Origin of the sequence: Streptomyces laculatispora (assembly GCF_017353455.1) — a bacterium.
GTDB classification, from domain to species: Bacteria; Actinomycetota; Actinomycetes; order Streptomycetales; family Streptomycetaceae; genus Streptomyces; species Streptomyces laculatispora.
On sequence record NZ_JAFMPZ010000636.1, the window covers coordinates 1 to 11879 of the forward strand.

The following is an 11879-nucleotide window of genomic DNA, read 5'->3' on the forward strand; positions in this document are numbered from 1 at the left end:
CCTCACGCCCCCGTAACCTCACCCCGCCCGGCGCCTCTGCTGCACGGCCAGCACCACCAGCCCCACCACGAGCCAGCAGGCCCCCACCACCTGCGCGCTCGACGTCGCCTCCACGATCACCGCGATCAGCACGCCGGCACCCACCACCGGGATCAGGACGTGCCGCCACCAGCTCGGCGGTCCCTCCATCCGGCGCACCACGAACCAGCCGACCACCGACGCGTGCAGCAGGACGAACGCGGTCAGCGCGCCCACGTCCACCACCGACACCAGATGGTCCAGGCCGTCGTCGCGCCGGGCCGCCCAGACCGCCGCCACGAGCGTCACGACCGCCGCGATCAGGATCGCGATCCGCGGCACCCCCGAGCCCGGATCGACCTTGGACAGCAGCGCGGGCAGCCGTCGTTCCCGGGCCATCGCGAACAGCAGCCGGCCCGCGGCCGCCTGCCCGGCCAGTGCCGCGAACGCCGCCCCGATCGCCTTGCTGACCGCCACCAGATCGTGCAGCCAGGACCCGACCGCGGAGTCCACCGTGTCGTAGAAGGCCGAGCCCTGAGCAGCCGGATCGGCGGCCAGCTCCGCCGACGTCATCGGCTCCAGCAGGGCCGCCAGATACCCCTGCGCCACGAACAGGAACCCCGCCAGCACCAGGCAGAACAGCAGCGCCCGCGCCACCTTCGCCGAGCCGCCCGTCACCTCCTCCGCGAACGTGGCGATGGCGTCGAAGCCCAGGTACGACAGCACGGCCACCGACACCGCGCCCAGCACCGCCGTCGCGGAGAAGCCCGCATCGCCGTCGAGCGGTGTCAGCCAGCCGCGCTGCGCCCCGTCCTGCACGAGCACCACCACCGCGGACACCATGAACACCAGCAGCACCACGATCTCCATGGCGAGCACCGCGAAGCCCACCCGGGCCGCCGCCCGTACGCCCCAGAGGTTCAGCAGCGTCGTGAGGACCACCGCCAGCGCGGTCCACACCCACCGCGACACCTCCGGCACCAGCGAGTTCATCGCGATCCCCGAGAAGAGATAGGCGACCGCCGGGATCAGCAGATAGTCCAGCATCGCCATCCAGCCGGCGATGAACCCCGGCCCCTCGCCGAGCGCTTTGCGCGCGTACGCGAAGACCGAACCCGCCAGAGGAGCGACCCGCACCATCTGGGCGTAACTGAAGGCGGTGAACGCCATCACCACGGTCGCCGCGACGTACACCAGCGCCACCGCGCCGTGCGATTTCGCGTCGAGCGTGCCGAAGACGCCGACCGGGGCCATCGGGGCGATGAACAGCAGCCCGTAGACGACCAGATCCCGGAAGCCCAGCGTCCGCCGCAGTCCCGCCCGGCCGGTGGTGCTGCCGGACTCCGGGCCGCCGGCGGGAACGGTGCCGCTGCCGGAATCGCTGTCGCTGCCGGCCATGAGTCCTCCGTTGTTCGCGTGGTGATCAGTCTCCCGACCCCGTCGGCCCCGCGCCTGTTCGGTACGGCCTTACGATGGGACGCATGACTGCTACGACACCCCGACGCGTCCTGCTCGCCGCTCCCCGTGGCTACTGCGCGGGCGTGGACCGTGCCGTGATCGCCGTGGAGAAGGCCCTGGAGCAGTACGGCTCACCGGTCTATGTGCGCCACGAGATCGTCCACAACAAATACGTCGTACAGACGCTGGAGAAGAAGGGCGCGATCTTCGTCGAGGAGACCGCGGAGGTCCCCGAGGGCTCGATCGTCATGTTCTCCGCGCACGGCGTCGCGCCGACCGTGCACGACGAGGCGGCCAAGCGGAAGCTCGCCACGATCGACGCGACCTGCCCCCTGGTCACCAAGGTCCACAAGGAAGCCGTCCGCTTCGCGCAGGACGACTTCGACATCCTCCTGATCGGCCACGAGGGCCACGAGGAGGTCATCGGCACCTCCGGCGAGGCCCCCGAGCACATCACGCTGGTCGACGGCCCCGAGGACGTCGCGAACATCGAGGTGCGCGACCCGTCCCGGGTCGTCTGGCTCTCCCAGACCACGCTCTCGGTCGACGAGACGATGGAGACCGTCGGCGCGCTCAAGGAGAAGTTCCCGCTCCTGATCTCGCCGCCCAGCGACGACATCTGCTACGCCACGCAGAACCGTCAGATCGCGGTGAAGCAGATGGGCGCGGACGCCGACCTGGTGATCGTCGTCGGCTCCAAGAACTCCTCCAACTCGGTCCGCCTGGTCGAGGTCGCCCTCGGCGCGGGTGCGAACGACGCCCACCTGGTCGACTTCGCCGACGAGATCGAGGAGTCCTGGCTGGACGGCGTCTCCACGGTCGGTGTCACCTCCGGCGCGTCCGTTCCCGAGGTGCTGGTCGACGGTGTCCTGGCCTGGCTGTCCGAGCGGGGTTTCGAGGACGTGGAGATCGTGAAGGCGGCCGAGGAGTCCATCATCTTCTCGCTGCCCAAGGAGCTCCGCCGGGACCTGCGCGCGGAGGCGGCGGCACTGTCCGCCGAATGACGGCTCCCGGTTCCGGTATCCGATCGGGTTTCCGATCCGGCTCGGGTTCCGGGTCGGGCTCTGGCTCGGGTTTCCGCTCCGGGAAGTGAGCCGGGCCGCCTGCCCGTACCGTGGATCATATGGAGATCTTCGGCGTGGACATCGGCGGATCCGGGATCAAAGGTGCTCCCGTGGACCTGGACCGCGGAGACCTGGCGCAGGAGCGCCACAAAGTACTCACACCGCACCCGGCCACACCCGAGGACGTGGTCGGGTGCGTGGCCGAGGTGGTCGGTCATTTCGACTGGTCGGGCCCAGTGGGCATCACCTTCCCGGGCGTGGTCACCAGCGGCGTCACCCGCTCCGCGGCCAATGTCGACAAGGGCTGGATCGACCTGGACGCCCGCATGCTGCTCAGCGACAAGCTGGGCCTGCCGGTCACCGTGCTGAACGACGCGGACGCGGCCGGCATCGCGGAGATGACCTTCGGCGCGGGGCGCGGACGCAAGGGCACGGTCATCGTGCTGACACTCGGTACGGGCATCGGCAGCGCGCTCTTCATCGACGGCAGGCTCGTGCCCAACACCGAGCTCGGCCATCTGGAGCTGAACGGCCACGACGCGGAGAAGCACGCCTCGACCAAGGCCAAGGAGGACGAGGACCTGAGCTGGCACCACTGGGCGCACCGGGTGCAGAAGTACCTGGCCCACGTGGAGATGCTGTTCTCGCCCGAACTGTTCATCATCGGCGGCGGTGTCAGCCGCAAGGCCGACAAGTTCCTGCCGCTGATCGAGCACGTACGGTCCGAGATGGTGCCCGCGGAGCTCCAGAACAACGCCGGCATCGTCGGCGCGGCCATGGCGGCAGGGGGCAGCTAGGGCCTCTCGTTTGGATCATGCCGGGCTCGCGGGGTCCGGCACGTGCACCTGCCGTGTTGTCGTCGGTCGCCCATGCTCCGCATTGACTCCCTCCTCCGCCTCGCAACCGCACGCACCGGACCCCGCTCCCTGATCCAGCCTGATCCAAACGAAAGACCCTAGGGGCCGGGTCCCCGCCGACCCCCGGCGCGGTCAGCGCTGCCGACGCCGGGGGGCTTGTCCCGCGGCCCGGGGGCTCGGGGACTGCGGATGCCCGGCCGCCCGCGCGGTCTGTGCGGCCAGCAGCATCCGCCGCTGCCGGGCCCGCATCAGCCGGACCTTCCGTACGGTCGCGATGAGCCCGGCGACGAGCGTGCCGCCGTACAGCCAGCCGGCGTGGACGGCGAGCGCGGTGACGACGGCCATCGTCTGCCCGCCGAAGCCGCCCGTGCCGCCCGAGATCGGGATGATGCCGACGGCGAACGCGATCGGCACGCTGATCGGCGCGGTCACCAGGTCCGCGGGCCGCACCCAGAACGCGGTCAGCGCGCTGACCGGTAGGAACAGCACGCCGAACACGACGGCTGAGCTGTCGAACAGCAGCCAGTCCGCACAGGCCAGCACGAACATGATGGCGGCGGCGAAGAGCCCGGCGCCGATACCGGTCAGCCGGGGATTCGGCAGTCGCCGCAGGGCGAGCACGGCAGGCGCCACCGGGCGGGCCCGGCCTGCGGGCGTGCTCATCACCCGATAGACGGCGGCGCCTTCGCCGGCTGTTTCCTTGGCTCCCTCGGTTTCCAGCGGGGACAGCGGGGCCTGCTGGGTCTGGCTGCGCTGCGGGGGACGTGTCCTGTGCTGCTCCACCGGGACAACGTAGGTTGCCGAGCGGCAGGAATCACGTGCGGGACACGCGCTTTGGCCGACCTTGGCGATGAGTTCGATGCCACACGGCCCAATGGGAACCGGATCGGTACCCGGCGGGACCCGTGGTTACGCGCTCGCCCCCGCCCGTAAACTGGAGAATCGGCCCACCGGGGCCGGACCTCATTACGAGCCCGCCCACCCCTCAGGAAGTCGCCAACGTGTCGCTCACGATCGGAATCGTCGGCCTGCCGAATGTCGGCAAGTCGACCCTGTTCAACGCCCTGACCAAGAACGACGTGCTGGCGGCCAACTACCCGTTCGCCACGATCGAGCCGAACGTCGGCGTCGTCGGCGTCCCCGACGCCCGTCTGAACACGCTCGCGGAGATCTTCAGCTCCCAGAAGCTGCTCCCGGCGACGGTCGACTTCGTCGACATCGCGGGCATCGTGCGCGGCGCGAGCGAGGGTGAGGGGCTCGGCAACAAGTTCCTCGCGAACATCCGTGAGTCGGACGCGATCTGCCAGGTCATCCGCGCCTTCAAGGACGAGAACGTCGTCCACGTCGACGGCAAGGTCTCGCCCAAGGACGACATCGAGACGATCAACACCGAGCTGATCCTCGCCGACCTCCAGTCCGTCGAGAAGGCCGTCCCGCGCCTCACGAAGGAGGCCCGTCTCCAGAAGGAGAAGGTCGCGGTCCTGGCCGCCGTCGAGGAGGCCCAGAAGATCCTCGAAGCGGGCGACACCCTCTTCCACGCGGGCATCACGGCCGGCACCGAGAAGGGCCGCCTCCTCCACGAGCTGCACCTGCTCACCACCAAGCCCTTCCTGTACGTCTTCAACGTCGACGAGGACGAGCTGGTCGACGAGGACTTCAAGAACGAGCAGCGCGCCCTGGTGGCCCCCGCCGAGGCGATCTTCCTCAACGCCAAGATCGAGTCCGAGCTGATCGAGCTCGACGACGACGAGGCCCTGGAGCTCCTCCAGTCCATGGGCCAGGAAGAGCCCGGCCTCGCCACCCTCGGCCGCGTCGGCTTCGACATCCTGGGCCTGCAGACCTACCTCACGGCAGGCCCGAAGGAAGCCCGCGCCTGGACGATCAAGAAGGGCGCCACGGCCCCCGAGGCGGCCGGTGTGATTCACACCGACTTCCAGAAGGGCTTCATCAAGGCGGAGATCATCTCCTTCGACGACCTGGTCGAAACGGGCTCGGTCGCCGAGGCCCGCGCCAAGGGCAAGGCCCGCATGGAGGGCAAGGACTACGTCATGCAGGACGGCGACGTGGTGGAGTTCCGCTTCAACGTTTAATTGAAGCTTCAACTAAATTGCGCGTCCTGTAAAGCCGCAGGTCAAGAGGGGTCCGTCAATCCGAGACGGGCCCTTTTTGCGTCTCCATCGAAGGCCGGACGGTGCTTTGGTGCTGGATGTTGTCCCGGGAGCGGGGCCTTCTGTGGAGGTGTCAGACGATTTCGAGGTTGGCCATCATTCCCATGTCCTCGTGTTCGGCGTTGTGGCAGTGGAAGAGGTAGCGGCCGCGGTAGCCGTCGAAACGGGTGATGATCTCTGCCGATTCGCCCGGCCGCAACGAGATGGTGTCCTTGAGGCCCGCGTCGTGGCGCAATGGCCGACCGCCGCCGCGTGCGAGTACATGGAAGCCGACCAGATGCAGGTGGACGGGGTGGTGGACGTCGGCGATCAGCCGCCACACTTCGACATCGCCGAATCGGACGGTCACATCGGAACGGGCGGGGTCGAACGGCTTCCCGTCGATCAGCCATCCATGGCCTCCATGCATCCGCCCGGCGCGGAAGGAGATCTCGCGCACCCTGGTGGCGTCCGACCGCCGCCAGGTCGGCAGATCCCTGGAGAGCACGCGCGGGATGCGGCTCCTGTCGGTGACCTTGCGTGCGACCCGGAAGGCCATCACGTCGCGGGTACGCCCGGAGCCCAGCCGGTTGACGACTCTGACGCGGGCACCGACCGGGACGCCGGCGAAGTCGATGATCACGTCGTAGCGTTCGGCCGGTGCCATCGGCAGGAGCCGGTGGGTGACCGGTGCCGCGAGCAGACCCTGGTCGGCGCCGATCTGGACGAGATCGATCCGGCGTCCGTCGTCGGTGAGCACTTCGAGTTCGTAGTGCCGGGCGTTCGAGGCGTTCAGGATGCGCAGCCGGTACCGGGCCGCGTCGACCTCGTGCACGGGCCACGGGGCGCCGTTGACCAGGATCACGTCACCGAGCACTCCAGCGAGATAGGGCTCGCGAACACCCGGCCGGTTGCGCAGGGTTGGGTCGAGGGAGGGGTAGTCGAGGCTGCCGTCGGCGGCGAACGCACGGTCGGCGATCATGAGAGGCAGTTCGTGCCGCCCCGCGGGCAGGCCGAGCGCGTCCTCGGTATCGTCGCGCACGATGTGCAGTCCTGCGAGGCCACGCCAGATCGCGGGGGCGGTGAAGTCCATCCGGTGGTCGTGGTACCAGAGCAGCGTCGCCCGCTGATTCAGCGGGAACGTATAGCCCCGCGTCGGCCCGGTCACCACCGCCCGCGGATCGTGCATGGCGTCCCTGCCGTGCGCGCCCATGCCGAGCCCACTCATGCCGTGCGCGCCCATGCCGCGCCCACTCATGTCGCGCGTGCCCATGCTGTGCCCGCCCTGGCCGGTACGGGTGGCGTCCGGCCATCCCTCGGGCAGGACGAGATCGGTCGGGTATCCGTCGGCGCTTGCCGGGGTCCGTCCACCGTGCAGGTGCACCACCGTCGGCACCGGCAACTCGTTTCGATGCCTCACGGTGATAGGCCGACCGCGGCGCGACTCGATCGTCGGTCCCGGGAAGGTGCCCCCGTACGTCCACATCGGCGTCCTGACACCGGGCAGTATCTCCACGGTCGCCTCGCGCTGGGTGATCTCGTAACGGTTGGCGCTGCCCGCCGTGCTGACCGGCGCCAGCACGGCGGGAATGGGCAACGGCACCTGGAACGCGGGCGGCAGCGGCACGGCACTGCGCAGTTCGTCACCGGTGAACGACGGGCGGCGGGCCAGCGCGGCCGCGGTCGCCAGCCCGGTGGCCGCCGTCAGCCCGAGCGCCCCGCCGATGCCCAGCGTCTGGCGCCTGGTCACTCCACGGGCATGACCGGACCGGCCGTCATCCTGCTCACTCATCGTCATCCCCCTCATGCCCCTCCTGCTTCGACTCCGTCATGGTCTGCACCCGTTCGTGCGGGGAGCGCGGTCGTGGCCGCAGTGGCCGGCGCCATACGGTGATGAACACCACGGCAAGCGCGACGACGGTGGCCACCCCCAGTGGCAGATGCAGCCACAGCGCGCCTTCCATCCCGGCGAAGTACTGCACCGTCTCGGCAGCCACCAGGGCCGACGTGGCAAGGAACGGCCAGATCTGACGCAGCCGAACCCAGACCACGATCGCCGCGATCAGCTGCACGTAGCTGACGGAGGTGGTGACGTTGGCGCCGAACTCGTGCCAGAGCAGGCCGTCGTAGTCACCGCTCAGGAACAAGCCGGCGAACACCGGCTGGCCGAAGATCGCAACCAGATGCACGCTGACGACGGCCCGCAGCACCCACCCGCTGAGCCTTCTCCGATGCGCGCTGCCGGAGGAGACCGGCATGGTCGGGTGGGACTTGTCGACTGCGGTGGCCATGGGCGTACTCCTCACTCTCTTCTCGATTCGGGATCGCCCACGACGCTATGACCAAAGAATCATTCTGTCTAAGATCAATATCGCTATGCAGCTATCTCGCTGGAGGCATGACCTCGGTGCCGCCGCGGTCCAGGACGCGAACGAGGAGGGTCATGGATCTGAACGCACTCAGGCAGTTCCTGGTGGTGGCGCGGCTGGAACACCTCAGCCGCGCAGCCGACGAGCTGCACATCGCCCAACCGTCGCTGAGCCGCACCATCGCCCGGTTGGAGAGCGAACTCGGCACCCCACTGTTCGATCGGGCCAGCCGACTCCGGCTGAACGACACGGGCAAACTCTTCCGCGGTTACGTCGAACGCTCCCTCGGTGAGCTCGATGCGGGAAGGCGAGCCGTCGCCGAGGCCACCAGCGAGGGAGTGGGCGCCGTGAGACTGGCGTCGGAAACATTCCTCACGCTCACCGGGCCGCTGGCGGCCTACAAGCGAGCTCATCCCATCATCGAAGTCGAACTCAAGTGGACGCCGGCCGAGGACATGGCCCGCCGCCTGCGGGCCCAGGACGTGGACCTGTGCCTCGCCTCACAGCCGATCAACGCCGATGGTTTGGAGGCGATCCAGCTACTCGATGAGGCGGTGGGGGTGGCCGCGCCACTCGGTCATCCGCTGGCCGGCCGTACCTCGGTGAGTATCGATGAACTCGCCGAACAGCCCCTCGTCACCGCCCGCAAGGGGCACTGGCAACGACGACTCCTCGACCGGCTCTTCGCCGCCAGGGACCTCAGACCGAAGATCGTCTGCGAAGTCGACGAGCCCAGCGCCATCGCTGACCTGATCGGCGCGGGACTTGGCGTCGGTCTTGTCCCCGCCATCGCGCGGCGTACTGCCACCCGCACCCCTCTCGTCTGGATCACCGTCGACAGCCCCGACTGCCGCCGCACGCTCACCCTGTACTGGGGCGTCGACAGCCACCTCTCAACCGCCGCCCGCCTGATGCGCACCACCATCACCAGCTGGAACTGGAACACCCACGAACCGCAGGAGGAACTCGGGTGATCGCCGGCCTGTCGTCCACGGGCGGCGCCGGCACCGCTGCCGGGAGACCTTGCAGAACGCCATCCGGCCCGCGCCCCGCATAGGCCGCGCAGGGCTGCGGGGATGGCGCCGGAGCCGATGCCGATCAGTTCTGCGCGGGTGTCGTCCGACGGGCCGGTCGAGTCGTCGAGCTGCTGGATGAGTCTCTCGATGTGGGTGGTCATGGGTGGTTCCGGCGCCAGAACGTGGGGAGCCACCAGCAGAGCACCGAGCGGTCGGCGGGCCACGGGGCGCGGTCCTCGGTTGCCCAGTCCTCGAAGGAGTCGCGCGTCAGGTCGATGGGACGCCAGGCGGCGTCGAGCGGCTCGTCCTCGGCCGGCGGGCGGACGTACCGCCGGCCGTGTTCGTCGCAGGCTCCGAAGTCCTGGTAGTTCCGCTGGGCTTCGATCAGGGAGACCTTGTTCGCTCCGCCGTCCATGGTCGGCCAGCGGAACTGGACCCCGTCGTCCTCCCAGAAGCAGACGGGGCAGATCTCGTACGAGCCGGGCATCGCGTCCAGTACGCGGTGTCCGCAGCAGGGACAGGGGTAGAAGTCGCTCACCTGCGCAGTCTCGTTGCAGGTTCGGCTGGTGCGCCATGGATTTCTCTGCCTCGGTCCACCCGGCCAGTCCGCAGCCAGTCCGCAGGACACCCGTAAACGGTCGTCGGGAGCCAACGCATGCCAACCAGGAAAGCCCAGGTTAGAGCCCTGTAGGAGGCTCCGCCGCAGGTCAGGTTCAGCCCGCAGACGTTCCGCTTCAACGTGTGAGCGGATGAAACGACACCGCGTTAGCGGTCTGGCAAACATGCAGGTCAAATGGGGTCGGCTCTTTCGGGAGTCGGCCCCTCGCTGTTTCCCGTGCTGCGGGATGGTGCTGGGAGATTCGACTCTCCATCAGCTACTTGGCCCCGCTGGAGGGCGTCGAGAGTGGTACGTTATTACGTACCACGCAATGGAGAGGGTCAGGTCATGTCGATAACCGCGAGCGAAGCCCGCAAGGGCCTCTTTCCGCTGATCAAGAAGGTCAACGACGATCACGAGGCCATCGAGATCGTCTCCAAGCACGGCAACGCCGTGCTCGTCTCGGCCGAGGACTACGCGGCGCTGCGCGAAGGCTCGTACCTGCTCCGTTCGCCGACGAACGCACGTCGACTCCTCAAGGCGTACGAGAACGCCCTCAGCAACCTCAACGTGTCAGAACGTGAGCTGATCGATCCGGAAGCGGACTCTGCAGCGGGTGCTGCGTGAGGCTTGTCTTCGAGGACCAGGGCTGGGAGGACTACACGTCCTGGCTCAAGAGCGACCGCAAGGTGCTCACTCGGATCAACAGGCTCATCGAGGACGTCAAGCGCGACCCCTTCACGGGGATCGGCAAGCCCGAGCCGCTGAAGTACCACTTGCCCGGGGCGTGGTCGCGGCGTATCGACGACGAACACCGGCTCGTCTACCTGGTTGCGGACAAGGAGATCGTCATCCTCGCGGCTCGCTACCACTACTGACCTTGGAAGTGGTTCCCGGTGGGAGGGGGTGCTGGGATGGCGCTCCCGTGCTGGGATCGTGCTGGGATGACCTCCGGAAAATCAACATCTCCACCACGTCGCTGGTCTGGCAAACATGCAGGTCAGAAGGGGTCCGACTCTTCCGAGTCGGGCCCCTGACGTGACTCTGGCTGGACGCCCCCGGCTTCCATCGCGGCGTGCTGGCCGACTTCCGCGACCGTCTCACCGAAGGCGACCGTGCTGACCGCCTCCTCGACCTCGCACTGGCCCGGCTCAAGGACGCCGGCCTCGTACGCGAACGCGGCACGCAGCGCGCCGACTCCACCCATGTCCTGGCCGCGGTGCGCGACCTGACCCACCTGGACCTGATCGCCGAGGCGGTACGCGCCGCACTGGAAGAAGTCGCCGACACCTCCCCTCACCTGCTGGACGAGCTGGTCGACAAGGAGTGGGGACGCCGCTACGGCCGCCCGATCCGCTTGGGCAGGCCCCCCAAGCCCAAGACCAGGATCCTCGCCACCGGAAACGACGCCGTCCGGCTCCTGGAACACCTCTACCAGCACGGAGCAGACCGCGCGTCCGGCCCTCGAACCCAGGCCCTGCGCCAGATCTTGGTGCAGAACTACTACCGCGACGCCGCAGGACGCCTGCGCTGGCGGAGCGCCGGGACGGAAGGCGGGCCCGGGCTGCAACACGTCCTGACCGCCATGCCGTCAACATCGAGCGACTCAGCAGTTGCGACCGACCGCGGAAGCGCCTCCGCCCCGCCAGCCGATCGCCTTCCAGAACTACCTCGTTCAGCACGAGATCCCCCGGCCGAGGCCCTGGCGAACTCTGGGCAGCTGACCTCGGTAACCCCAAGGTCCCCGACAGAGTCAAGCCAAGGGCTGTCCCGCAATCCCTGGCGGGCGTGAAGTGCATGTGGAAGCGCGGGTGTGCCAGCGGCCACTTCTGGCCGGCGGGGGGCTTGTGTGTAGCGTGGTTATCGCAGATCAGGTGGACGTCGAGGTCGGCGGGGACTTCCTTGTCGAGCTTGGCGAGGAACTTCTCGAACTCCGCGGCGCGGTGGCGGCTGTGGAGCGAGCCGATGACCTCGCCAGCAGTGGTGTTCAGCGCCGCGAACAAGGTGGTGACGCCGCCGCGCAAAAAGAAGCCCGTGCTTCGAGCACACCCCTCGCGCACGATACTCCGATCGGGTGACGCAGTGGCCTGGGGCTTGTGGCATATGCCGGGACCCTGTGTCGGTGCCGCTTACGCGGTGCCGACTGGTCTGTTCTGTGCTGACCGGGGGCGGAGGCCGATGGCGTGCGCCGGTGGTACGCGAGCGCCCGCCGAAGGCCCTCAGCCATCCGCGTGCCGTGATTGACACCTTGCCAGAGATGGCTCCCTGTGGGGTACTTGAAGCAGCGAACCGGTGGGCCGCCCTATACCATGAACCCCGGATCATGGGACAGGGCGGCCCACCGGTTCGCTG

12 protein-coding genes and 1 pseudogene are annotated in these 11879 nt (G+C 68.5%); 7 read left to right on the top strand and 6 right to left on the bottom strand.

Annotation, left to right across the window (positions count from 1 at the left end; translation table 11 throughout):
• Positions 1-18: 18 nt before the first annotated feature.
• Positions 19-1416 (bottom strand): APC family permease, encoded by a 1398-nt coding sequence (locus tag J1C73_RS33065; RefSeq protein ID WP_207319593.1) that lies wholly within the window; start codon positions 1414-1416, stop codon positions 19-21.
• A gap of 74 nt (positions 1417-1490) precedes the next feature.
• Here J1C73_RS33065 and J1C73_RS33070 point away from each other — a divergent pair, with 74 nt between their 5' ends.
• Both J1C73_RS33070 and ppgK read left to right on the top strand, forming a co-directional pair.
• The gene (locus J1C73_RS33070) at positions 1491-2480 is read left to right on the top strand and encodes a 4-hydroxy-3-methylbut-2-enyl diphosphate reductase (RefSeq protein ID WP_185095383.1); all 990 of its coding nucleotides are present in this window, start codon (positions 1491-1493) and stop codon (positions 2478-2480) included.
• Positions 2481-2599: 119 nt separating this feature from the next.
• On the top strand, positions 2600-3337 hold the full coding sequence (gene ppgK, locus J1C73_RS33075) for a polyphosphate--glucose phosphotransferase (RefSeq protein ID WP_207319594.1): 738 nt from the start codon (positions 2600-2602) through the stop codon (positions 3335-3337).
• A 192-nt stretch (positions 3338-3529) separates the two neighbouring features.
• On the opposite strand, the gene J1C73_RS33080 is transcribed toward ppgK, so the two are convergent.
• A complete protein-coding gene (locus tag J1C73_RS33080) occupies positions 3530-4060 on the bottom strand; it encodes a DUF6542 domain-containing protein (RefSeq protein ID WP_207319601.1) in 531 nt (176 codons plus the stop codon).
• A gap of 338 nt (positions 4061-4398) precedes the next feature.
• On the opposite strand from J1C73_RS33080, the gene ychF reads away from it, so the two are divergent.
• Positions 4399-5487 carry a redox-regulated ATPase YchF gene (gene ychF, locus J1C73_RS33085; protein ID WP_123461369.1) on the top strand — a complete coding sequence of 363 codons (1089 nt, stop codon included), beginning with the start codon at positions 4399-4401 and terminating at the stop codon, positions 5485-5487.
• A 151-nt stretch (positions 5488-5638) separates the two neighbouring features.
• Here ychF and J1C73_RS33090 read toward each other — a convergent pair whose 3' ends face one another.
• Together J1C73_RS33090 and J1C73_RS33095 are read right to left on the bottom strand one after the other, a co-directional pair.
• Positions 5639-7336 (bottom strand): multicopper oxidase family protein, encoded by a 1698-nt coding sequence (locus J1C73_RS33090; RefSeq protein WP_242645053.1) that lies wholly within the window; start codon positions 7334-7336, stop codon positions 5639-5641.
• Positions 7329-7835, bottom strand: a complete 507-nt coding sequence (locus J1C73_RS33095; protein WP_207319595.1) for a hypothetical protein — start codon at positions 7833-7835, stop codon at positions 7329-7331. The genes J1C73_RS33090 and J1C73_RS33095 overlap by 8 nt, the downstream gene beginning before the upstream one ends.
• Before the next feature lie 152 nt (positions 7836-7987).
• Between J1C73_RS33095 and J1C73_RS33100 the strand changes: the two genes are divergently transcribed.
• A complete protein-coding gene (locus tag J1C73_RS33100) occupies positions 7988-8887 on the top strand; it encodes a LysR family transcriptional regulator (RefSeq protein WP_207319596.1) in 900 nt (299 codons plus the stop codon).
• Between the two features lie 199 nt (positions 8888-9086).
• Here the strand turns inward: J1C73_RS33100 and J1C73_RS33105 are convergent, their stop codons facing one another.
• Positions 9087-9467: a CPCC family cysteine-rich protein gene (locus J1C73_RS33105; protein ID WP_207319597.1), complete on the bottom strand. Its 381-nt coding sequence runs from the start codon at positions 9465-9467 to the stop codon at positions 9087-9089.
• A 408-nt stretch (positions 9468-9875) separates the two neighbouring features.
• Between J1C73_RS33105 and J1C73_RS33110 the strand changes: the two genes are divergently transcribed.
• The 3 genes from J1C73_RS33110 to J1C73_RS35325 all read left to right on the top strand — a co-directional run bounded on the left by J1C73_RS33110 (position 9876) and on the right by J1C73_RS35325 (position 11319).
• Complete coding sequence (locus tag J1C73_RS33110; protein WP_207319598.1) at positions 9876-10154, top strand: type II toxin-antitoxin system Phd/YefM family antitoxin; 279 nt, start codon at positions 9876-9878, stop codon at positions 10152-10154.
• Positions 10151-10405 carry a Txe/YoeB family addiction module toxin gene (locus J1C73_RS33115; protein ID WP_207319599.1) on the top strand — a complete coding sequence of 85 codons (255 nt, stop codon included), beginning with the start codon at positions 10151-10153 and terminating at the stop codon, positions 10403-10405. The genes J1C73_RS33110 and J1C73_RS33115 overlap by 4 nt, the downstream gene beginning before the upstream one ends.
• A gap of 197 nt (positions 10406-10602) precedes the next feature.
• The gene (locus J1C73_RS35325; protein WP_242645054.1) at positions 10603-11319 is read left to right on the top strand and encodes a hypothetical protein; all 717 of its coding nucleotides are present in this window, start codon (positions 10603-10605) and stop codon (positions 11317-11319) included.
• Here J1C73_RS35325 and J1C73_RS35330 read toward each other — a convergent pair.
• A pseudogene (locus J1C73_RS35330) lies at positions 11312-11533 on the bottom strand (IS630 family transposase); the annotation flags it as partial. The gene J1C73_RS35325 and the pseudogene J1C73_RS35330 overlap by 8 nt on opposite strands.
• Positions 11534-11879: the final 346 nt, after the last annotated feature.

Coding starts and splice junctions, on each gene's coding strand:
- J1C73_RS33065 (WP_207319593.1), bottom strand. CDS start 1,416: ATGGCCGGCAGCGACAGCGATTCCGGCAGCGGCACCGTTCCCGCCGGC.
- J1C73_RS33070 (WP_185095383.1), top strand. CDS start 1,491: ATGGGACGCATGACTGCTACGACACCCCGACGCGTCCTGCTCGCCGCT.
- ppgK (WP_207319594.1), top strand. CDS start 2,600: ATGGAGATCTTCGGCGTGGACATCGGCGGATCCGGGATCAAAGGTGCT.
- J1C73_RS33080 (WP_207319601.1), bottom strand. CDS start 4,060: ATGAGCACGCCCGCAGGCCGGGCCCGCCCGGTGGCGCCTGCCGTGCTC.
- J1C73_RS33090 (WP_242645053.1), bottom strand. CDS start 7,336: ATGAGTGAGCAGGATGACGGCCGGTCCGGTCATGCCCGTGGAGTGACC.
- J1C73_RS33095 (WP_207319595.1), bottom strand. CDS start 7,835: ATGGCCACCGCAGTCGACAAGTCCCACCCGACCATGCCGGTCTCCTCC.
- J1C73_RS33100 (WP_207319596.1), top strand. CDS start 7,988: ATGGATCTGAACGCACTCAGGCAGTTCCTGGTGGTGGCGCGGCTGGAA.
- J1C73_RS33110 (WP_207319598.1), top strand. CDS start 9,876: ATGTCGATAACCGCGAGCGAAGCCCGCAAGGGCCTCTTTCCGCTGATC.